The organism is Mitsuaria sp. TWR114 (genome assembly GCF_007997345.1).
Map to the genome: position 1 here is coordinate 1 of NZ_VOSR01000386.1, position 21,200 is coordinate 21,200.

Below are 21,200 nucleotides of genomic sequence, written 5' to 3' on the forward strand. Positions count from 1 at the left end.
CTCCCGCTTGCGGGAGAGGGCGGGGTGAGGGCCAGCGTCCGCTCGCAGTCCGCGGGGAAGTCCCGACCCCGCCTTCAGCCGCCCTTCAGCACCGCTTCAGGAGCGCTTCAGCGGCGCCGCGCACTGTGGCGGCACGCGCTTGAAGGACGGAGGACGGCATGGGACACGCGACACGACGTGTTTGGCAAAGCGCTCGGGAACGGGCTTGGCAACGCGCCTGGCGGCGGGCCGGCGCGCTGGCGGCGCGTCTCGCCCATGCCGACGATGCCGCCCGAGCACACCTTCAGGCCCACGCCGCGCACGCGCTCCAGCGTGTCCAGACGGTCCTGGTAGGTGCGCGTGGTGATGATCTGGCCGTAGAACTCGGGCGAGGTGTCCAGGTTGTGGTTGTAGTAGTCCAGGCCCGCCTCGCGCAGCTGCTCGGCCTGACCGTCGCCCAGCATGCCGGCCGTCAGGCAGGTCTCCAGGCCCAGCGCCTTGACCTCGGTGATCATCTCGCCAATCGCCTCCAGGTGGCGCTCCTTGGGCGAGCGCCAGGCCGCGCCCATGCAGAAGCGGGTCGCGCCATTGGCCTTGGCGGCGCGGGCGGCTTCCATCACTTCCTCGAGCGGGATCAGCTTCTCGGCCTTCAGGCCGGTGTCGAAATGCGCGGATTGCGGGCAGTACTTGCAGTCCTCCTCGCAGCCGCCGGTCTTGATCGACAGCAGCGTGGACAGCTGCACCGCGTTCGGGTCGAAGTGCTCGCGGTGGACCTGCTGCGCGCGGAACAGCAGGTCGTTGAACGGCAGCTCGAACAGCGCGGCGATCTCGTTGACGGTCCAGGGCTTGGCGTTGCGACGCAGTTCGTCGGTGGTCGGGGTCAGCGTCTGGATCTGGTTGACGGTCTGCTTCATCGTCATGCTTTCAAGGCGTTCAGCAGCAGCGCTTGCTGCAGGTGCGCGGCCACGGCCGCGGGAGAGGGATCGGGAAGGCGGGGCACATGGCCCCAGCACGGCGCGCCCAGGGCCTGGTCGAGGCCGGCGCGCAAGGCGGCCAGATTGTCCGCCACATGAGCCTGGTGGGGGTCGGCGGTGTTGGCGACCCAGCCGGCCAGGCGCAGTCCGCGCGCGAGGATGGCTTCGGCTGTCAGCAGCGCATGGTTGATGCAGCCCAGCCGCAGGCCGACGACCAGCACCACCGGCATCGCCAGGTCGACGGCCAGGTCGGCCGTGTCCCAGTCGTCGGTGAGCGGCACGCGGAAGCCGCCGACGCCTTCGATCAGCGCGAAGTCGCCCTTGGCCGCCGAGCGCCGGATCGCCGTCAGCAGCGCCAGACGGTCGATCGCGCGGCCCTCCAGCCGCGCGGCGATGTGCGGCGCGCAGGGCTCGCGGAACTGCAGCGGGCCGACCTCGTCCATCGTCATGCCCTGGCGCTGCGCGGCGTGCAGCAAGGCGACGTCCTCGTTGACCCAGGCGCCGTCGGCGTCCTGCGCCTGGCCGGCCGCCAGCGACTTGATCGGCGTGACGTAGCGGCCCAGGTCGTCGAAGGCACGCGTCAGGCCGGCGGTGATGCAGGTCTTGCCGATCTCGGTGTCGGTGCCGGTGATGAAGAAGCCATGCAGCGGATGCGGCGTCGTGGCCGGGTTCGGTGCCAGGGCTTTCGGAGACGGGGTCATGCGCAGGCCTCCAGCGCGGCGAGCAGCCGGTCGACGTCAGCCTCGCTGTGGGTCGCGCACAGCGTGATGCGCAGCCGCGCCTCGCCCTTGGGCACCGTCGGCGGCCGGATGCCCGGCACGCGCAGGCCCTCGCGCTCCAGCGCGGCGGCCAGCGCCATCACCTCGGCATTGCCGCCGACGATCAGCGGCTGGATCGGCGTCTGCGAGTCGGCCAGCGTCCAGGTGAGCGTCGGATGGCGCTCGAGCAGCGCGCCGATGCCGGCGCGCAACCGGGCCTGCAGGGCGCGCAGCGCGGCGCGGCGCTGCGCACCGACCTCGCCGCGGATCAGGTCGAGGCTGGTGAGCAGCGCGTGCTCCACCGCCGGCGGCGAGGCGGTCGAGAAGATGTAGTTGCGAGCCGCCTGCAGCAGGTAGTCGGTGACCGTCCGATGCGCGACGACGAAGGCGCCCGCCAGCCCCGCCGCCTTGCCCAGCGTGCCCACCAGGATCAGCCGCTCGCTGCGCAGCCGGAAGTGTTCCAGCGTGCCGACACCGGTCTCGCCGAGCACGCCCAGTCCATGGGCGTCGTCGACGATCAGCCAGGCGTCGAAGTCCTCGGCGGCCTGCAGCAGCGCGGGCAGCGGCGCGATGTCGCCGTCCATGCTGAAGACCGCATCGGTGACGATCAGCTTGATGCGCGCGCTGCTCGCGCCGAGCTGCGCGCGCAGGTCCTCGACATCGCAATGCGCGTAGCGCGACACCCTGGCCTTGGCCAGCCGCGTGCCATCGATCAGCGAGGCATGGTTCAGCGCCTCGCTGATGATCTCCGCGTCGGCATCGCCCAGTGCAGTCACGACCGCGAGGTTGGCCATGTAGCCGGTGCAGAAGCCGATCGCCTTGGCCTCGGGGATGTGCGGCTCGAACCAGCGGCCCAGCAGCGCCTCGACCTCGTGGTGCGCCCGCGAATGCCCGCTGACCAGCGGCGATGCGCCGGAGCCGCCGCCATACACCTGCGCGCCTTCCACCAGCGCGGCGGTCACCGCCGGATGCGCGGCCAGGCCCAGGTAGTCATTGCTGCAGAACATCGTCAGCTCGCGCGCGACGCCGTCGGCGCCTCGCACCGTCTGGCGCGGCGCGGTGCCGGTCTCGGCGATGCGGGTGAAGCGCGTCAGGTCCTGGGCGCGGATCGCGTCCAGCTTGGCTTGCAGGTGATCAAGCAACATGGACCACCTCCTCCAGCGTTGCGGCCACGGCCGCCGCGAGGAACTTCGCGGCGGGCTCGTCGATCAGGTAAGGCGGCATCAGGTACACGGTCTGGCCGATCGGGCGGATCAGCAACTCGTGCCGGCGCGCGGCGAGGTGGAATTTCTCGGCGAAGCGCTCGACCGGCACGGTCGTCGCCGGGTTGATGTCGAAGGCCAGGATCATGCCGCGCTGACGCAGGTGCGTGATGCGCGGATCGGCCGCCAGCGGCGCGAAGGCCTCGGCCAGCCACGCGGCCTGCTGCTGGTTGCGTTCGAGCTGGCCCGCGTCGAAGCGGTCCAGCACCGCGTTGGCCGCGGCGCAGGCCAGCGGATTGCCGGTGTAGCTGTGCGAGTGCAGGAAGCCGCGCGTCACGTCCTGCGACCAGAAGGCCTGGTAGACCTCGTCGGTGGTCAGCACCAGCGACAGCGCCATGGTGCCGCCGGTGATGCCCTTGGACAGCAACAGGAAGTCGGGCCAGTCGGCCTTCGTGGCCGGCCCGGTCTGCTCCCAGGCGAAGAAGGTGCCGGTGCGGCCGCAGCCGACCGCGATCTCGTCCGCGATCAGGTGCACCTCGAACTCGGTGCACAGCGCGCGCATCGCCTTCAGGTAGGACGGCGCGTACATCGACATGCCGGCCGCGCCCTGCACCAGCGGCTCGACGATGACGGCGGCGATGTGCTCATGCCGCCCGGCGAGCAGTGCGCGCATGTCGCCGAGCGCCTGCGCCTCGTTGCCCAGGCGCTGGTCGGGTGAGGCCACGATGTGGCTGCGCATCAGCAGCGGGTCGTAGGCGTCGCGGAAGATCGCGACGTCGGTGACCGCGAGCGCGCCGATGGTCTCGCCGTGATAACCGTTGCGCAGGCAGACGAACTCGCGCTTGTCCGCGCGGCCGCGGTTGCGCCAGCTGTGGAAGCTCTGCTTGAGCGCGATCTCGACCGCCGAGGCGCCGTCGCTGCCGAAGAAGAGATGGCCCAGCGCGCCGCCGGTGCGCGCCGACAGACGCTCGGCCAGGCGCACGGCCGGCTCGTGCGTGCAGCCGGCCAGCATCACGTGCGGCAGCGTGTCGAGCTGCTGCTTGATCGCGTCGTTGAGGGCCCGGTCGGCGTGGCCGAACAGGTTGACCCACCACGAGCTGTTGGCGTCGAAATAGCGGCGGCCCTCGTGGTCGATCAACCAGGGGCCCTCGCCGCGGGCGATCGGCAGGGGCGGCACGTCCTGCGCGCGCGCCATCTGCGTGCACGGGTGCCAGACCGCCGCGAGGCTGCGGCGCTGCCAGTCTTGTCGTACTGCTTCAGACATTCGGAACTCAGCTCTTGGGAAACAGCGGCGCGGCGCTCGAGCGGGGCGATCGCGACGCGTCCGTCAGGCCAGCCATGACGGCTTGCCCTTGGACAGGAAACTCTGCACGCCCTCGCGCCCTTCGGCGCTGGCGCGGATGTCGGCGATGCGGCGCGCGGTGTCGTCGCGCAGCGTCTCGGTGATGGGCGCGTGGGCCACGTCCTGCACCAGGCGCTTGCAGGCGCGCACCGCGGCCGGGCCGTTGGCCAGCAGCGACGCGACCAGCGCGTCGACCTTCGCATCGAGCGCCTCGGCGTCGGCGGCCAGTTCATGCACCAGGCCCAGGCGATGGGCCTCGGCGGCGGAGAAGCGCTCGGCGGTGACGAAGTAGCGGCGCGAGGCCTGCTCGCCCAGCGCGCGCACCACGTAGGGACCGATGGTGGCGGGCAGCAGGCCGAGCTTGGCTTCGGAGAGGCAGAAGCCGGCGGCCTCGCTGGCGACGACGATGTCGCAGACCGACACCAGGCCCACGCCACCGGCGTAGACGTCGCCCTGCACGCGCGCGATGACCGGGACCGGGCAGCGGTAGAGCGTCCACAGCATGTGGGCGAGGCGGCCGGCGTCGGCGTGGTTCTCGTCCCAGCTGTAGCCGGCCATCGCCTTCATCCAGTTGAGGTCGGCGCCGGCGCAGAAGGCCTTGCCCTCGGCGGCCAGCACGATCGCGCGCAGCGACGGATCGGCGCCCAGGGCCTCCAACACCGCGGTCAGCTCGCCGATGACGGTGTCGTTGAAGGCGTTGCGCACGTCCGGGCGGTTCAGCGTGACGCGCGCCACGGCGCCTTGCGGGCCGGAGCGCTCGACGCGCAGCGTGGTCGGGTTCAGGTCGGTCGAGGTCATGGCGATGATCGATGCGGAGGGACGATGGCGATGGCGATGGCGGTGACGCACGGGCCGGGGCTCACGGGGCGCTCCAGACGATGGTCCGGTTGATGGCGTAGAGGCGGCAGCGCTCCTCGCCATCGGTGAACTGGTCGCACAGCGCGAGCGCGCGCGATGCGGCGTCGTCGCCGACGGCCAGGCCCCAGTGGCTGCCGTTGGTGGCGAAGGCGCGCGGCTCCCTGGCCGCCAGGAACTTGCGATAACCGTTGACGATGCGGCCGTCGGCCGGCAACGCGGCCGTGTCCTCCACCGCGCTGCTGCCGACGCCGGCCACCCGCAGCGCGCCAGGGATGGGGAAGCCGAGCGGCTTGAGGAATTCGTCGACGACCGGTTGCCAGACGTCGTTGCCCTTGGCGAAGAGCTGGTGACCGTCCTCGCCGAAGGCGGGCATGAGCCGCGTCTGCGCCAGCCCACCGGCGTCGCGGTAGGCCGCGGACCAGCGCTCCTGGTAGCGAGGTGCGATGAAGCGGTCGTTCTCGGTGAAGACCCACAGCGTCGGCACCGGGTGGCCGCCTTGCGCGGCGCGCCGGCCGAAGTCGGCGAAGCGGCGGGCGAGCTCGTCGGGCCGGCAGGGCTCGCCGGTGTGGGTGTCGGGATTGCCGCCGTGGCCCCCGGCGAAGTCGATCGCCGCAACGACACCGGGCAGCCGTTCGCCGGTCGCGGCCATCGTGGCGAAGCCGCCCAGCGATTGGCCGGCCAGCACGACGCGGCTGGCGTCGATGTCGGCGGCCGATTGCATGTGGCGCACCACCGCGGCCACCTGCGCAGCCGCGGCGGCGGCGGCGGCCTCATAGCGCGGCGCGTCGCAGCGGACGCTGGATTCGGGATCGCCGGCGCCCGCCAGCTCGCCGTAGCCGATGCGCGTGGGCACGGCCACGGCGAATCCCTTGCGCACGAAGAAGCGCGCGGCGCCTTCCAGGCGCTGGCGCTTCATCGCCGCCCGGTCCTGCTCGGAGACCGGCCGGCCATGATTCAGCACCGCCAGCGGGAACGGCCCGGGACCGGCCGGGCGGAAGGTCGTCACGATCAGCTCGGCGTCGATGCGGCGGCCCTGGTGGTTCTCGACCGAGACCGGCACGCGGATCACCGCTTCGCGGATGTCGTTGGCCAGTCGGGGCGGCGAGCCGGTCGCGGAGGCCGCGGGCGGCAGGTCGCCGGTGGTCGCGTCCTGCGCGCGCGCGGTGGACGGCACGCCGAGGGCGAGTCCGCCTCCGAGCACGGTCGCCAGGGCCAGCGCGGCGAGGCGCGACGTGCCCCTTCCCGTGCCGGTGCCGGTGCCATCGAGGATCGTGCGGTGCTTGACGCTCATGGCTGGACCTCCGTCGACGCCGTGGGGCCGAGCGCCTTGCGCATCAGCACGCTGCGATAGGTCTTGCCGGCCCACTGCACGTCGCCGATCCTCGCGTAGCCGCGGCGCTCGTAGCGGCGGCGCAGGGCCTCAGCAGGAACGGCCGTATCGAGCGCGACGTGCGCGTAGCCCTGCGCATGCGCCCAGTCCTCGGCGAGGTCCATCAACCGCTCGGCCACGCCCTGGCCGCGGCACGCCGGATGCACCGCCAGCTGCGCCAGGATCGCCGTGTCGGGCTGCGTGTAGCAGTCCGGCACCGGGTCGCCGAGGTAGCGCCCATCGGGCCGCTTCGGCGGCGCGATGGTCACCGTGCCCACGAGCTCGCCCGAAGCGCTCAGCGCCACGAAGGCCTGGCCGGCCTCGACCCGCTCGCGGGTGGTCTGCACGCTCTGGTTCACCGCCGTGAAGTTCCAGCCCTGCGCCGCCAGCGACGCATAGGAGGCGTGCAGCAGCGCGGTCAGCGCCTCGATCGAATCGGTGGCGGCAAGCGGTCGCAGGGTGATGGCGGTCATCATCGGAGCGTGGGCAGCGGTCGGAGCCCGGACCTTACATCCGGAACACGCCGAACTTCGTCTCGGGGATCTCGGCGTTCAGCGCAGCCGACAGGCCCAGCGCCAGCACGCGGCGGGTGTCGGCCGGATCGATGACGCCGTCGTCCCACAGGCGGGCGCTGGCGTAGTACGGATGGCCCTGGTCCTCGTACTGCTGGCGGATCGGCGCCTTGAAGGCCTCTTCCTCGTCGGCGGACCACTGGCCGCCCTTGGCCTCGATGCCGTCGCGCTTGACGGTGGCCAGCACCGACGCGGCCTGCTCGCCGCCCATCACCGAGATGCGGGCGTTGGGCCACATCCAGAGGAAACGCGGCGAATAGGCGCGGCCGCACATGCCGTAGTTCCCGGCGCCGAAGCTGCCGCCGATGATCACGGTGAACTTGGGCACCTGCGCGCAGGCCACCGCCGTCACCATCTTGGCGCCGGCGCGGGCGATGCCCTCGTTCTCGTACTTGCGGCCGACCATGAAGCCGGTGATGTTCTGCAGGAACACCAGCGGGATCTTGCGCTGGCAGCACAGCTCGATGAAGTGGGCGCCCTTGTTGGCGCTCTCCGCGAAAAGGATGCCGTTGTTGGCGACGATGCCCACCGGCATGCCCTCGATGTGGGCGAAGCCGCAGACCAGCGTGTTGCCATAGCGGGCCTTGAATTCATCGAACTCGCTGCCATCGACGATGCGGGCGATGACCTCGCGCACGTCGAAGGGCTTGCGCGTGTCGGTCGGGATCACGCCGTGCAGCTCGGCCGGGTCGTAGGCGGGCGGCTTGGGCGGCTGGGTCAGCAGCTCGCCCTGCTTGCGCCAGTTGAGGCGGGCCACCGACTGGCGCGCGATCGCCAGCGCGTGGGTGTCGTTCTCGGCCAGGTGGTCGGCCACGCCGGACAGGCGCGTGTGGACATCGCCGCCGCCCAGGTCCTCGGCGCTGACCACCTCGCCGGTGGCGGCCTTCACCAGCGGCGGGCCGCCCAGGAAGATCGTGCCCTGGTTCTTGACGATGACGGTCTCGTCGCTCATCGCCGGCACGTAGGCGCCGCCGGCGGTGCAGGAGCCCATCACCACGGCGATCTGCGGGATGCCCTTGGCCGAGAGATTGGCCTGGTTGAAGAAGATGCGGCCGAAGTGGTCGCGGTCCGGGAAGACCTCGTCCTGGTTGGGCAGGTTGGCACCGCCGCTATCGACCAGGTAGATGCACGGGAGGCGGTTCTGGTCCGCGATCTCCTGCGCGCGCAGGTGCTTCTTGACGGTGATCGGGTAGTAGGTGCCGCCCTTGACGGTGGCGTCGTTGCAGACGATCACGCACTCGACACCCGAGACGCGGCCGATGCCGGCGATCACACCGCCGCCCGGCGCGGCGTTGTCATACATGTCCAGGCCCGCCAGCGGGGCCAGTTCCAGGAAGGGCGTGCCCGGATCCAGCAGCATCTCGACGCGGTCGCGCGGCAGCAGCTTGCCGCGCCCGACGTGCTTGGCCCGCGCGGCCTCGCCGCCGCCTTCGGCGATCTTCGCCAGCCGGGCGTTGAGGTCGTCGATCAGGCCGCGCATCGCGTCCGCGTTGGCCTTGAAGTCGGCCGAGCGGGCGTTGAGCTTGGTGGACAGCTGGGGCATGGTGAGGTGTCTCCGGGCATCTGCGCTCAACGGCCGGCATGGCCGCAGAAACGCTCATATGAGCCGCGCTCAATTCTGTGGAGCGAGCGCTGGTGGGGCGCCGCCGCCCGGGATCGCCGGGCCGGCGCAAGGCGCGAAGCATACGCGAGAAACTCAAGGCGCCGCCAGATGTCCGGCCGCGGAAACCGCCCACTTGAGTCGGGCTCAATAAATCGGGAGAATCCGCCCCTCATGAGCGCCTCCGCCCCCCTCCGCCCCGATGCCGGCGCCATTCCGGCGTCGGCCGCCGCGCTGCCGGCGCGGCGCCGCTCGCCGGTGGGCGCCAAGGCCGAGCAACGGGTGCGGGACATCCTGCGCGAGAGCCGGGTGGTGTTCGCCGAACGCGGCTACGAGCGCGCGACGACGACGGAGATCGCGCAGCGACTGGGGATCTCCGAGGCGACGGTCTTCACCTACTTCCGCGGCAAGCGCGAGCTGTGCATGCGGGTGATCGGCGACTGGTACGACGAGATCATCGACGCGATCGAGTCGGGGCTACCGCGAGGCCGGCCGATCCGGGACCAGCTGGAATTCGTCGTGCACACGCACCTGCGGTTGTTCCTGATCCAGGGCACGGGGCTGTGCGAACTGGTGCTGTCGGAAGGCCGCAAGCGCGAGGCGCCGGTGACGCGCGGCGAGGGCCAGGACTTCGGCGCGGCCTTCGTGGACCTGCAGCGGCGCTACACGGCGCCGCTGATGGACCTGCTGGCGCGCGGCCAGGCGCAGGGCGAGGTGCGGCAGGACATTCCGCTGCGGCTGCTGCGCTCGCTGGTCTTCGGGCCGATGGAGCACATGCTGTGGGAGGTGATCATCGCGGGCCGGCAGATCCAGGTGGACGCCGCGGCGCGCGACCTGGTCTCGCTGCTGTGGCCGGCGCTGCAGGCGCCGGACCAGGAGCTCAAGGCGCTGCGGCGCATGAAGGCGCGCGTGGCGCAGGCGCTCGCCGAGGCGGGGGACGAGGGCGAGGGCTGAGGCTTGACGGCCAGTCAGCGCCCCAGCGCAAGACTCGAGAGGGTCAAACGCGCAGCAGTTCGAGTCATGGCGCGAGCAACACGATTCGGCCACGATGGCTGCTCCGGCTTTCGAGTCGATTCCTGGAGTGACACATCGTGAATGACCAGCCCCGCCTCGCCGCAGATGCGCTTGCCGCCGCTCATCCTGCGCCCGCCCAGCACCCACCGACCTCGCCAGGTGGGCTCCGCCCCGGCCTCGACGAGGACCAGTTCGATCAGGAGGCGTGGGACGAGTGGTACCGGGAGCGCATTCGCCGCTCCCTCGAGGACCCTCGCCCCCCGATCTCTCATGCGAAACTGGTGGCGGCGACTTCGCAGTTCCTTTCCGAGTTGGAGGTGCGCCATGTCAGCAAGGCAGCTTGATTGGCGCATCCAGGCCGTGGAGAGCATGCGCGTGGTCCTGGAGCACATTGGCGAGCACAACCTCGACGCGGCCAAGGAGCTGTTCGGCGAGATCTGCAAGCGTCTCAAGCTCGTGACGGATTTCCCCAACCTGTACCGCGCCTCGGCGCGGGTCGAGGGCCTGCGCGAGATCGTGGTGACCGCGAACTATGTCGTGCCTTATCGCATCACCCCGGACGCCGTGCAGGTCGTGGACGTCGTTCATGCACGACGCAATTGGCCGCATCTGCCGCAGCCGACCTCCTGAGAGCTCTCACAAGACCGTTGCCGGCGGCGTGCCGCCGACGCTGAGCGACGTCGAGCGCGATCACCAAAAAAGAAGGGGCCCGAAGGCCCTTGTGGTTGGAGGCCAGGGGCCGGCGGGCGAGGCCGCCGGCGTCCCTGCGAAACGCTCAGATCACAGCGAGTAGCTCAGCGTGGCGCGGAACTGGCGGCCACGGGTGTCGTACAGGCTGAAGTCGTACAGCGAGGTGCTGCTGAAGCCCGGGTCATGCGGAGGCATGCGGTTGAACACGTTCAGGACCGACACGCTGGCCGTCAGCTGCTTCGTGATGGCGTAGCGGCCGAACAGGTCCATCGTGGTGTTCGAGCGGACATGGGTCGGGAACACACCGGTCTGGAAGCGCGGATCCTGCGGCGTGAAGTAGCTCGCGGCCAGCAGTTCCTGACGCACATGGTGCGTGTAGTTCAGGCCGGCGGTGACCGACCAGGGGCCGTAGTCGAAGTCGGTCGAGAAACCGGCGCGGATGCGCGGGATCGTGTTCGCACCGCCGTTCGTGCCCACCACCTGCACGCCGTCTTCCTTGAAGGAGCTGACGTAGATCAGGTTGCCGCGGAACGTGAACTTGCCCAGGCTGGTCGGAACGCGCAGCGTGCCGTCGATGTCCACGCCACTGGTCTTGCGCGAAGACAGGTTCTCGTAGTTCGACAGGATCGTGATGATCTGGTTGGTCTGCGGATTGCCGTCGCGAATGATCGTGGGCGTCGACGGGCAGTTCGGCTGCGTCGGATCCGCGCCGGTGCCGCCGTTCGGGCAGGACTCATCCAGGATGTCCTGGAAGTTCCGCGATGCCACCACGTTGCGCCAGTTGATCTTGTAGAAATCCACGCCGAAGTTGAAGTTCTTGGTCGGCTCGAACACGAAACCGATGGTCGTGCTCGTGGACTTCTCCGCCTTCAGGTTGGGGTTGCCCGCGAACACGCCGGAGATCTGGCGGGTCACGCCGTCCTGCGGGTCGATCACGGACTGGAAGAACGAGGCGGCCGACGGCGAGATCTCCGGCAGCGTCGGCGCACGGAAGCCCTTGCCCCAGTTGGCGCGGAACAGCAGGCTGTCCAGGGCCTGGAACTTCGCACCCAGCTTGGGCGTGGTCGACGTGCCGTAGTCGCTGTACTTGTCATAGCGAATCGCGGCCTGCACCTCCAGCTTCTTGGTGAAGGGCATCGAGATCTCGGAGAACAGCGAGATGTTGTCGCGACGACCGTTGGTGGCGGTGATGCCCTGGCCGATGATGCCGCCGCTGGCGGCGATCTCCGCGGGCGTGTCCTTCAGCTTCTCTTCACGGAACTCGGCGCCGATCGCCAAGCCGATGTCGCCACCGGCCATCTGACCGACCGTGGTGTTGGCCTTCGTGTCGACGAAGGTCATCTCCGACTTGGACTTGCGGTCGAAGTTGCCGCGCATGCTGTCACGGACCGCCTGGCTGTTGGTCGTCCACTTGTCGAGGTTGTAGCTCGATGCGCTGGACAGCGGCACCGGCGGCTGCGCGCTGGTCGGAATGCCGAAGGCGGCGGAGGTTCCGGCCAGGGTCAGGCGGTTCAGGTTCTTCGAGGTGGTGTCGGTGCTGGAGTAGCCGACCGCACTGTCGAAATCCCAGCTGCCGATGGTGTAGCTGACGCCAGCCACCGCGCGCAGCGAGTCCGAGCGGATCTCGTTGTCGCGGGTGCCCATGTCATTGAGCACGCCGACATAGCGGGCGCGATTGGAGAAGGGGTTGCCCGCCACGCCGGGGGCGAAATTGGCGGTGTAGCTGAACGGCTGCAGCTGGCCGGCGACCGTGGTCAGGCCGGTGCTGACGAACGACGCGGACTGGAAGGTCTGCGTGGTGTCCGAACGGCTCAGCCCCAGTTCGAAGTAGCCGGTGGCATTGGGCGAGAAGACCTTCGTGCCGCGGGTCAGCAGGCCGATGCGCTCGGTGCCGGGCAGCGCGGTGAACTCGTCCTTGAAGTCACGCATGCAGTACGTGTTGGACGCCGCGGTCATCGCGATGTTGGCCGCGGTGTTCGGGTTGATCAGGCCGGCCGCCAGGGCTTGCTGGCCGTTGATGACCGTTCCCTTGCAGTCGCTGATGGCGCGGTAGTTGTTGGTCAGCGTGCCGTTGGCCGCCACTTCGCGCCAGGTGCCGCCACCAGTCAGGGACTGGTAGTTGCGGCCGCCGGCGTACTTGCGGAAGTCGCGCGACTCGGTGAACTCCACGTCCTTCTGCAGCAGCAGGTCGCGCTTGTAGTAGTCGAGCGTGGCAAAGATGTTGTAGCCATCGCTTCCCAGGTCGCCAAATCCGCCGGCGGCGGTCACGCGATAGTCGTTCTTGCCTTCGAAGAAGCCACCGGAGGCCGAGATGTCGAAGCCCTGGTAGTCCTTGCGCAGGATGATGTTGACCACGCCGGCGATCGCGTCGGAGCCGTAGATGGCCGAGGCACCGTCCTTCAGGATGTCGATGCGCTGGACCGCCGCGGAGGGGATCGAGTTCAGGTCGACGAAGGTGTCCTGCAGGTTCTGTGCGAAGCCATAGCCGGCGACGCGGCGGCCGTTCAGCAGCACCAGCGTCGTCTTCTGGCCGAGACCGCGCAGCGAGAAGCCAGCTGCGCCCGGGGCGAAGCTGTTGCTGAAGCTCTCGCCCAGGCTGCCGGTGTTGGACGGCAGGTTGCGCAGCACGTCCGCCACGGTCGGCTGGCCGGTCCGCTCGATCTGGTCCCGCGAAATGATCTGCACCGGCGACACCGTTTCGGCGTCGATGCGCTTGATGTTGGAGCCGGTGACTTCGACGCGCTCCAGTTGCTTGGACTCTTGCGCGACGGCCACGCCGCAGGCCAGCGTGCTGGCAATCGCGATGCTGGTCAGTGCCAGCGCCCTGTGGGTCAGTTGACGAGACATTACGGTCCTCTTTTGAAAAAGGGGCGCACCCGGTGATGGCGCTGCTTCCCGACGTCGCAGCGCGCCACGGAATCGATAACTCCGGTGCGGTGCGCGACGCGATTTTTTCAGTGACGCAAACGTGTGGCTCACCAACAAAAACATTTGCTACATCGCGCAGCAAAGATGCGACAGACCTATAAGAAGAAACCCGTGATGAACGCGTCAAATGCGGGGGAACCCTATCCTCAGAAACCCCCTTAAATGGAGGCGGGACTACTACGGATACGTGGGACGAATAACCATGACGCGGCAGTCCTCATCCCAAAAGCCATGCGGATGACCTATGCCAAAGGTCATGGAGTCGCTCCCGCAAAGGACGAAAAAAAGCCCGGACAAGCCGGGCTTCGCGAGGGTTGGAAGGCCGCGGGCGGCGGCCTTCCGGAACGCGCGGGGCGCTCTGATCAGAAGTCGTAGGACGCGCCGATCTTGTAGCTCCGCGGACGGACGCGGTAGCCATCGCGCAGGTTCACCGGCCGCTCGTCGCCCATCAGGTTGTTGATGTTCAGCGTCAGGCGCAGGTTCTTGATGCCGGTGTAGCCCAGGCTGAAGTCGGTGCGCAGGTCCTCGTCGATGTAGCAAGGCAGCGCGCCCGGCTTCAGGCGGGCCTGGCACGCGGACTCACCCCAGCTGGCCAGGTCGGTCTCGTCGCGGTTCAGCGCGGTGCGGGACGTGTAGTTGAAGCGCAGTCCGGTGGTCCAGTCGCCCTTGTTCCAGTAGGCCGAGAACACCGCCTTCAGGCGCGGGTTCTCATACATGCCGACCTGGTTGGGACGCCACTTGTTCGCGTCGATGTCCCACGCCTTGTAGGTCAGCGCGTAGGTCGCCGCCACGCCCAGGTTCAGCGTGCCGAACGAACCCGCCGCCACGCGGCCCTTGACGTCGATGTCCACGCCCGAGGTCTCGGTCTTGCCGAAGTTCTCGTACTGCAGCAGCAGCGAGGTGATCTGGCCGGCCTGCCAGGCCAGCGAACCGCCCGACAGCTGGTTGGCGCGGTCCACCCAGGCCTGCTCCTGCGCGGTCAGCGTGGCGCGGCTGATCATGGTCTCGTAACCGGGCTTGCCTTCGCGCTCCAGCACATAGTCCGGATCACGCGAGTTGATCTCGTTCTTGCGCTCGATCTTGAAGTAGTCGACGGCGATCGACGCATTGCGGGTCGGCTCGAACACGAAGCCCAGGGTGATGCTCTTCGACGTTTCCGGCTTCAGGTTGGGATTGGCCGAGATCATCGCCGGCACCGAGGCGCGGCAGCCGCTGGCCAGGGCCAGCGCGGCGTCGGCCTGGTCGGCCGCCGTGCCCTTCTTGAGGATGTCGCTGACGGCCGTGGCGGTCGCGCAGCGCGCCGGGTCCACCGTGTTGTTGAAGAAGCCGGTCACGCCGACCTGGCCCAGCGTCTCGGGGATGTTGGGCGCGCGGAAGCCGCCGGCCACCGTGCCGCGCAGCAGCAGCTGCGGCGACACCTCGTAGCGCACGCCCAGCTTCGGCGAGACGCGGCCGTCGAAGCCGCTGGCCTTGTCGAAGCGCAGCGCGCCATTGAGCTCCAGGCCCTTCCACACCGGGGCGTTCAGCTCCAGGAAGGCGGCGTCGAGGTTGCGCTCGCCGTCGATCAGCACCGAGCCGCGGCCCACGATCTGCGCCTTCAGGACGTTGTCGGTCGACTTGATCGACACGCCTTCCTGGCGGTGTTCGGCACCCAGCGCGAAGGCCAGCGGACCGCCCGGCAGCTGCATCAGCTCGCCGCTCAGCTTGGCATCCACCCAGGTCTGATGGTTCTTGCCCTTGGAGCCGTTGACCGGGAACAGGCGCTCGAGCAGCTCGCGGCTGTTGCCGCCGCCGATCTTGTACTCGCCGGATTCGACGGCCGCGAACAGGTCGCGCGAGCCCCAGCGGGCCAGCTTCTCCGCCTCGGCGGCATTGCGGCCGACCGAGACTTCCCAGTCCATGTCGCGGAAGGTGCCTTGCAGACCGGTCAGCACGCGGTACTGCTTGCCGGTGCCGTCGTAGTTGAACAGGCTGGGGTCATCCATGAACCGGTAGTCGATGCCACGCGGCTGGCCGGTCGGGTTGGCCGGGTTGGTGGCCGACAGCACCGGGTGCGGCACCGACTGGGCCACCTTGTTGTAGCCGTCGTACCAGCGCGAGGTGGCGCCGGCGCCGATGGCCATCGGCACCGTCAGGTACTCGGTGGTCGTCTTGGAGTAGCTCAGCTCGGCGAAGGCCTGGATGTCCTCGGTGACCTTCGCGCGGGCGGCGCTGAACAGGTTCACGCGCCTGGCCGGATCGGAGACCGCATTCAGGCCGTTGATGTCGGTCACGCACTGGCCGGCCGAATTCAGCGTCGTGCAGCCCGCCACCGGCACGCGGTTGGTGCCCACGCGCAGGTTGCCGGGGTAGGAGTTCAGGCTGGGGTCGCCGAAGGACGCCAGGTAGAAGGACTTGTGCCACGCGGGGTAGTCGTCCTTGACGTCGGCCACGGTGTAGCCCTCGCGGCGATAGGCCTCGATGTTGACGAAGACGTTGAAGCGGTCCTTCTCGAGGTCGCCGAAGCCGGCCACGATGCTGGCCTGGCGCTGCGCGCCCAGGCTGGGGTTCTCGTTGAAGGTGTAGCTGGCGGACGCGCCGACGCCGTTGTAGCTGCGGCGCGTGATGATGTTGATCACGCCGGCCATCGCGTCCGAGCCGTAGATGGCGGAGGCGCCATCCTTCAGCACTTCCACGCGCTCGACGGCATCGGCCGGGATCGAGTCGACGTTGACGAAGGTGTCCTTGGCGCCGTCGGCCAGGCCGAAGTTGGCGACGCGGCGGCCGTTCAGCAGCACCAGCGTGGCGCCCTTGCCCAGGCCGCGCATCGACACGCCCGACGCGCCGGAGGCGAAGCTGGAGGTGTTGCCGTCGTCGCGGATCTCGGTGCTCGAGGTCGAGGTCAGCGTGTCCAGCACCTGGCGCACGGTGTTGGCGCCGGTGCGACGGATCTCCTCGCGGTTGTAGACCTGCACCGGCGAGGCGGTTTCGGACGCCAGGCGCTTGATGTTGGAGCCGGTCACCTCGACGCGCTGGAGCTGGGTCGTGTCCTGTGCCTGGGCTTGCGCGATCTGGGCGCAGCACAGCAGCGCCGCGGCGGCGCTCAGGGACAGGGAGAGCTGGTTGTTCTTTCTCATACTTCCACTTGCGAATTGATGAAAGGCCGGATGGGTCGCATCGGCCGAGGAGACCGGTGCCCGCGAGCAGGACCGGATCGCGCCCGGGGGATCACCCGATGGGCGCGAGGGAGCGGATTCTGGGGAGGGGCCTCCCCTCTGTCCCTCGTCATCCATTGCAAATCAGCAACAAACCTTCACGCCGCGCCGTCCGTTATTCGCAAAACCGGGCGCTTCTCGCGCGAGTGCTACAAAAGTGGGCTGACTTGGATGGGGGACGGTCCGTTACCTCACCCAAAGCACGGGAAAACCCTCCCGCCTGTGAGCGGCACCATTCGGGTGCGCCCATCGCCCTCTCATGCGGGTGAACCCTGCCGGGTTGACCCTCGAAGGCGGCATCAAGACCTGTCCCTGCACGGTTTTGAAGCGAAAGCGCTACCCTTGCGCACCCCCGCCGCAAGACCCGGCCCCTTCGCGAAGGACCGGGCGCGTCGGATCCGCCCCAGGCGTCCCCAGGAGGAACCCCCATGTCCATTTCGATGACCGTGAACGGCAAGGCGGTGACGCTTGATGCCGATCCGCAGATGCCGCTGCTGTGGGCGCTGCGCGAGGACCTGCAGCTGACCGGCACCAAGTTCGGTTGCGGCATGGCGCTGTGCGGCGCCTGCACCGTCCACCTGGACGGCCAGCCGGTGCGCGCCTGCCAGACGCCGCTGGAGGCCGCGGCCGGCAAGAAGATCACGACGATCGAGGGCGTGGCCGCCACGCCCACCGGCCGGGCGGTGCAGAAGGCCTGGCTCAAGATCGACGTGCCGCAGTGCGGCTATTGCCAGAGCGGCCAGATCATGAGCGCCTGCGCGCTGCTGGCCGGCAAGAAGAAGCCCACCGACGCGGACATCGATGGCGCGATGAGCGGCAATGTCTGCCGCTGCGGGACCTACAACCAGATCCGGGCGGCGATCCACGACGCCTCGGCCACGCTGGCGAAGGGAGGCTGATCATGGGCATCACCGTCGAATCCCCGAGCCGCCGCGGGCTGCTCAAGACCGGCGCGGCGCTGACCCTGTCCTTCGCGCTGCCGCTGGCGACGACGCGCGCCGCGCTGGCACAGGCCGCCTCGGCCCCCGCCAGCAACACCTTCGCACCCAATGCCTGGCTGCGCATCACGCCGGACGGCAAGGTCACCGTGGTCTGCGGCTCGGCCGAGATGGGCCAGGGCGTGCTGACCGCCATCCCGATGATGGTGGCCGAGGAACTGGACGCCGACTGGGCGCTGGTCTCGGTCGAGCAGGCGCCGGCCAGCGCCGCCTACAACAACCCGATGTTCGGCATGCAGGCCACCGGCGGCAGCACGACGGTGCGCGCGCACTGGACGCCGGTGCGCCAGGCCGGCGCGGCGGCACGCCAGATGCTGGTCGCGGCTGCGGCGCAGCAGTGGGGCGTGGATGCCGCGTCGCTGCGAACCGAGCGCGGCCAGGTCATCGGCCCGAATGGCCGCCAGCTCGGCTACGGCGCGCTGGTCGAGGCCGCCGCGAAACAGGCCGTGCCCGAGAAGCCGGTGCTGAAGGACCGCAAGGACTTCCGCATCATGGGCAAGCCCACGCGCCGCCTGGACAGCGCGGCCAAGATCAACGGCACCGCCAAGTTCGGCATCGACGCGCACGTCGAGGGCATGCTGGTCGCGGTGATGGCGCGCGCGCCGATCGCCGGCGCCAAGCCCAAGGCCTTCGACGAGGGCAAGGCCAAGGCGATCAAGGGCGTGCGCAAGGTCATCGCGATCCCGTCCGGCGTGGCGGTGCTGGCGGATCGCTACTGGGCCGCGAAGCAGGGGCGCGACGCGCTCGGCATCGAGTGGGATCTGGGCGCGCACGCGGACCTGTCCACCGACAAGGTCTCGGCGACGCTGGACGAAGCCCTGCAGAACCCCAGCGCGATCGCGCGCGAGACCGGCAACGTCAAGGATGGCAGCGCCAATTCGGCGCGTAGCCTGACCGCGCAGTACGACGTGCCCTACCTCGCCCACGCCTGCATGGAGCCGCTGAACTGCCTGGCCTGGGTGCGCGGCGACGAGGTCACGATCTGGGCCGGCACGCAGAGCCAGGGACCGGCGCAGGGCATCCTGTCGCAGGTCGCGCAGGTCACGCCGGCCAAGGTCAAGGTCAACACGCTGCTGCTGGGCGGCGGCTTCGGACGCCGCTTCGCGCCGGACTTCACCATCGACGCCACGCTGCTGTCCAAGCTCAGCGGCAGCCCGGTGAAGCTGGTCTACACCCGCGAGGACGACATGGCCGCGGGCTACTACCGCCCGACTTCGCGCGTGCGCTTCGAGGCCGGGCTCGACGACAAGGGCCAGCCGCTGATGCTGCGGGCCGAGGTCGCGAGCCCGTCCATCATGGCCGCCTCCGGCTTCATGAAGATCCCCGACAACGGCGTCGACGCGATGGCCGTCGAGGGCCTGGCGGACCATCCCTACGAGATCCCGCATCAGCGCGTCGCCTACGGCCGCGCGGAGCCGGGCCCGCAGGTGTGGTTCTGGCGCTCGGTGGGGCATTCGCAGAACGCGTTCTTCATCGAGAGCTTCATCGATGAACTCGCGCACGCGGCCAAGGCCGATCCGCTGAAGTACCGCCTGGCGCTGCTGGAGAAGCATCCTCGCGCGCGCGGCGTGCTGCTGCTCGCGGCGGAGAAGGCCGGCTGGAGCCGTCCATTGCCCAAGGGCCGGCACCGCGGTATCGCGGTGGCCGAGAGCTTCGGCACCTGGGTGGCGGAGGTGGCCGAGGTGTCCGTCAGCAAGGACGGTGCGATCAAGGTGCATCGCGTGACCGCGGCGGTGGACTGCGGCCAGACCGTCAACCCGCAGACCATCGCCCGCCAGATCGAGGGCGCCGTGGTCTACGGCCTGTCCGCGGCGCTGTATGGCCGCATCACCTTCAAGGACGGGAAGGTCGAGCAGAGCAACTTCCACGACTACCCGGTGCTGCGCCTGAACGAGATGCCCAAGGTGGACGTGCACATCGTGCAGAGCAGCGAGGCGCCCGGCGGCATCGGCGAGCCGGGCACGCCGCCGATCGCGCCGGCCGTGGCCAACGCGATCTTCGCCGCCACCGGCAAGCGGCTGCGCCAGCTGCCGTTCGACGGCGAGGCGCTGAAGCGGGCCTGAGCGCCCGCGGCGGACTCAGGAGGCCGGCGGGTAGCCGGCCTCGCTGAGCACGCCGGCCAGTTGCTCGCGGCTCAGGCCGCTTTCCACCCGCACCGTCTTCTGCGGCAGGTCGACATCGACCTCGGCCTTGGCGTCGGCCTCCTTGACGGCCTCGGTCACGGCGGCGAGGCAGTGGCCGCAGCTCATGTCGGGCAGCTTGAATTCATGCATGGGGAACTCCTGGGAAACAAGGAACGGGAGGAACGGCCCGAAGGTTAAACCTTGCCATCGTGGCAGGGTCAAGGCGAGCGCCGCATGACGCTTCTCCCATCCGGGGCATGGCCTTGACCTTCCCATCATGGCAAGCTTGAGACTGCCGCCATGAACACCGCCCCCACCCCCACCGCGCCGGCCGGCGAGCTCCAGCTCGCCGTCGCCGGCATGACCTGCGCGAGCTGCGTCAACCGCGTCGAGCGCGCGCTGCGCAAGGTGCCCGGCGTCGAGGACGCCCAGGTGAACCTCGCACTGGAGACCGCCACCGTGCGGCTGCTGCCCGGCGTGGACGCGGCCGCGCTGGTCGCGGCCATCGGCAAGGCCGGCTACGAGGCCCGCCAGCTCGCCGTCGAGGACGACGCGCCCCCCGCGCCGCCGCCCTGGTCGGCCACCGGCTGGCCGGTGCTGGTCGCGGCGCTGCTGACGCTGCCGCTGATCGCGCCGATGGTCGCGATGCTCTGGGGCGGGCACCTGATGCTGTCCGGCGGATGGCAGCTGGTGCTGGCCACGCCGGTGCAGTTCTGGCTGGGCGCGCGCTTCTACCGCGCCGGTTGGGCCGCACTGAAGGACCGCAGCGGCAACATGGACCTGCTGGTCGCGCTCGGCACCAGCGCCGCCTACGGGCTGAGCGTCTACGAGCTGCTCCGGCAAGGACCGGCGAGCGGCGCGCTTTACTTCGAATCGGCCGCCGCGGTGATCACGCTGGTGCTGCTGGGCAAGTGGCTGGAGGGACGCGCCAAGCGCCAGACGCTCAGCGCCATCGCCGCGCTGAAGCAGCTGCGCCCCGAGCACGCCCGCGTGCGCCGCGGCCCGGCCGACGCGCCGCGGGAGATCGACGTGCCGCTGGCGCAGCTCCGGCTGGGGGACCTGATGGTCGTGCGCCCCGGCGAGCGCATTCCCGCCGACGGCCGCATCCGCGAAGGCGCGGGCCACGTCGATGAATCGCTGATCAGCGGGGAGAGCCTGCCGGTCGAGAAGGCCGAGGGCGACCGCGTCGTCGGCGGCGCGGTCAATGGCGAGGGCCTGTTGCTGGTCGAGGTCACCGCGCTGGGGGCCGAGTCCACGCTGTCGCGCATCGTGCGGCTGGTCGAGTCGGCGCAGGCGCACAAGGCGCCGATCCAGCGCCTGGTGGACGAGGTGAGCGCGGTGTTCGTGCCGGCGGTGCTGGTGATCGCCGCCATCACACTGGTGGGCTGGGGTCTGGCGAGCGGCGACTGGGAGCGCGCGCTGATCCATGCGGTCGCGGTGCTGGTGATCGCCTGCCCCTGCGCGCTCGGACTGGCACGCCCGCCGCGATCATGGTCGGCACCGGCGTCGCGGCGCGACGCGGCCTGCTGATCAAGGATGCCGAGGCGCTGGAGCAGGCGCGGCGCGTCGACCTGGTCGTGTTCGACAAGACCGGCACGC

The 21,200-nt window shown here is 69.7% G+C and carries 15 protein-coding genes and 2 pseudogenes; 6 read left to right on the plus strand and 11 right to left on the minus strand.

Going from position 1 to position 21,200, the window contains the following annotated elements; all coding sequences use genetic code 11:
- Positions 1-182 precede the first annotated feature (182 nt).
- The 8 genes and pseudogenes from bioB to FUT87_RS14695 all read right to left on the minus strand — a co-directional run.
- A pseudogene (bioB, locus tag FUT87_RS14660) lies at positions 183-899 on the minus strand (biotin synthase BioB); the annotation flags it as partial.
- Positions 896-1,654: a dethiobiotin synthase gene (gene bioD / locus FUT87_RS14665; protein WP_147241488.1), complete on the minus strand. Its 759-nt coding sequence runs from the start codon at positions 1,652-1,654 to the stop codon at positions 896-898. The pseudogene bioB and the gene bioD, both read right to left, overlap by 4 nt.
- Positions 1,651-2,856, minus strand: coding sequence for an 8-amino-7-oxononanoate synthase (bioF, locus tag FUT87_RS14670; RefSeq protein WP_147241489.1), 1,206 nt, complete (start codon positions 2,854-2,856; stop codon positions 1,651-1,653). Before bioF ends, bioD begins: the two co-directional genes overlap by 4 nt.
- Positions 2,846-4,177 (minus strand): adenosylmethionine--8-amino-7-oxononanoate transaminase, encoded by a 1,332-nt coding sequence (bioA, locus tag FUT87_RS14675; RefSeq protein WP_147241490.1) that lies wholly within the window; start codon positions 4,175-4,177, stop codon positions 2,846-2,848. Before bioA ends, bioF begins: the two co-directional genes overlap by 11 nt.
- 63 nt (positions 4,178-4,240) lie before the next feature.
- Positions 4,241-5,053 carry an enoyl-CoA hydratase/isomerase family protein gene (locus tag FUT87_RS14680; protein ID WP_147241491.1) on the minus strand — a complete coding sequence of 271 codons (813 nt, stop codon included), beginning with the start codon at positions 5,051-5,053 and terminating at the stop codon, positions 4,241-4,243.
- Positions 5,054-5,114: 61 nt separating this feature from the next.
- Complete coding sequence (locus FUT87_RS14685) at positions 5,115-6,404, minus strand: S9 family peptidase (protein WP_147241492.1); 1,290 nt, start codon at positions 6,402-6,404, stop codon at positions 5,115-5,117.
- On the minus strand, positions 6,401-6,955 hold the full coding sequence (locus FUT87_RS14690) for a GNAT family N-acetyltransferase (protein ID WP_186830548.1): 555 nt from the start codon (positions 6,953-6,955) through the stop codon (positions 6,401-6,403). Before FUT87_RS14690 ends, FUT87_RS14685 begins: the two co-directional genes overlap by 4 nt.
- A gap of 34 nt (positions 6,956-6,989) precedes the next feature.
- Positions 6,990-8,597 carry a carboxyl transferase domain-containing protein gene (locus FUT87_RS14695; RefSeq protein WP_147241494.1) on the minus strand — a complete coding sequence of 536 codons (1,608 nt, stop codon included), beginning with the start codon at positions 8,595-8,597 and terminating at the stop codon, positions 6,990-6,992.
- Positions 8,598-8,828: 231 nt separating this feature from the next.
- On the opposite strand from FUT87_RS14695, the gene FUT87_RS14700 reads away from it, so the two are divergent.
- The 3 genes from FUT87_RS14700 (at position 8,829) to FUT87_RS14710 (ending at position 10,298) form a co-directional block, all read left to right on the plus strand.
- A complete protein-coding gene (locus tag FUT87_RS14700; protein WP_147241495.1) occupies positions 8,829-9,608 on the plus strand; it encodes a TetR/AcrR family transcriptional regulator in 780 nt (259 codons plus the stop codon).
- Positions 9,609-9,745: 137 nt separating this feature from the next.
- Complete coding sequence (locus FUT87_RS28855) at positions 9,746-10,012, plus strand: hypothetical protein (RefSeq protein WP_186830549.1); 267 nt, start codon at positions 9,746-9,748, stop codon at positions 10,010-10,012.
- A complete protein-coding gene (locus tag FUT87_RS14710) occupies positions 9,993-10,298 on the plus strand; it encodes a type II toxin-antitoxin system RelE/ParE family toxin (RefSeq protein ID WP_255511847.1) in 306 nt (101 codons plus the stop codon). The genes FUT87_RS28855 and FUT87_RS14710 overlap by 20 nt, the downstream gene beginning before the upstream one ends.
- A gap of 150 nt (positions 10,299-10,448) precedes the next feature.
- Here FUT87_RS14710 and FUT87_RS14715 read toward each other — a convergent pair whose 3' ends face one another.
- Together FUT87_RS14715 and FUT87_RS14720 are read right to left on the minus strand one after the other, a co-directional pair.
- Positions 10,449-13,205 (minus strand): TonB-dependent receptor, encoded by a 2,757-nt coding sequence (locus FUT87_RS14715; RefSeq protein ID WP_186830550.1) that lies wholly within the window; start codon positions 13,203-13,205, stop codon positions 10,449-10,451.
- 443 nt (positions 13,206-13,648) lie between these two features.
- A complete protein-coding gene (locus tag FUT87_RS14720) occupies positions 13,649-16,402 on the minus strand; it encodes a TonB-dependent siderophore receptor (protein WP_186830551.1) in 2,754 nt (917 codons plus the stop codon).
- Positions 16,403-16,908: 506 nt separating this feature from the next.
- Between FUT87_RS14720 and FUT87_RS14725 the strand changes: the two genes are divergently transcribed.
- Both FUT87_RS14725 and FUT87_RS14730 read left to right on the plus strand, forming a co-directional pair.
- A complete protein-coding gene (locus FUT87_RS14725) occupies positions 16,909-17,379 on the plus strand; it encodes a (2Fe-2S)-binding protein (RefSeq protein WP_217648365.1) in 471 nt (156 codons plus the stop codon).
- 2 nt (positions 17,380-17,381) lie between these two features.
- Entirely contained in the window at positions 17,382-19,541 is a 2,160-nt protein-coding gene (locus FUT87_RS14730; protein ID WP_147241499.1) for a xanthine dehydrogenase family protein molybdopterin-binding subunit, read from the plus strand.
- A 15-nt stretch (positions 19,542-19,556) separates the two neighbouring features.
- Here FUT87_RS14730 and FUT87_RS14735 read toward each other — a convergent pair whose 3' ends face one another.
- Complete coding sequence (locus FUT87_RS14735) at positions 19,557-19,751, minus strand: heavy-metal-associated domain-containing protein (protein ID WP_091720003.1); 195 nt, start codon at positions 19,749-19,751, stop codon at positions 19,557-19,559.
- A gap of 150 nt (positions 19,752-19,901) precedes the next feature.
- On the opposite strand from FUT87_RS14735, the pseudogene FUT87_RS14740 reads away from it, so the two are divergent.
- Positions 19,902-21,200 (plus strand): annotated as a pseudogene (locus FUT87_RS14740) (heavy metal translocating P-type ATPase); the annotation flags it as partial.